This is a genomic window from Cohnella sp. GbtcB17, from assembly GCF_019091135.1.
In the GTDB taxonomy this organism is placed as follows: Bacteria; Bacillota; Bacilli; order Paenibacillales; family Paenibacillaceae; genus Cohnella.
Genome location: NZ_JAGXJW010000165.1, coordinates 1 through 568 on the forward strand (window position 1 = coordinate 1; position 568 = coordinate 568).

At 63.0% G+C, this 568-nt stretch carries 1 pseudogene; it reads right to left on the reverse strand.

From position 1 onward, the window contains the following. Nucleotides 1–407: pseudogene (locus tag KVT38_RS33485) on the reverse strand (beta-glucosidase); the annotation flags it as partial. Nucleotides 408–568: the final 161 nt, after the last annotated feature.

Genomic DNA, 568 nt, shown 5'->3' on the forward strand with positions numbered 1-568 from the left:
CCCTGCACGCGCGTGACCAGGATGTGCCGGATGTGGTCGTTCGACAGGAAATCGAGCTGCTGATCGGACAGGTCGCTCGGCGCCGCGCCGCTGTCCGGGAACGATCGGCCGCCGGCGTATGTCGCGGGGAACCATCCCATGTTACCCGGGACGGCCTGGTGGCTGCTGTACAGCATGAGGCCGGCGAGTTGCTCGATCGTCATTTTGGTGGCGTGGTCCCTGGCACGTTCTTCCGGCGGCAGCCGCCCGTCCTCGGACGGATCCAGCTTGCCGTCCTTGTTCAGATCCTTGAAGGCGAGTCCGTCCACGTGCAGAATTCGCACGCCGGACGTCTCGTCGAAGCCTAACAGTGGCCCTTGCCCGTTTTGCGTATAACGTACTGCCGCTTGCTTGGTCGCATTCTCCATTCGTTTTCCCTCCGGCAGCTTATTTTATGACGGGTGCAGAACGTTGCGGCTACTCTCTAAGCATCTGCAGCTCAGCCACGATCGCCTCGAACTGCGCCTGCGAGAGGCCCCCGCCCATCGGGTTGTTCGCCGCGGCCGCGGGCGGCAGCTTTTCCATATAC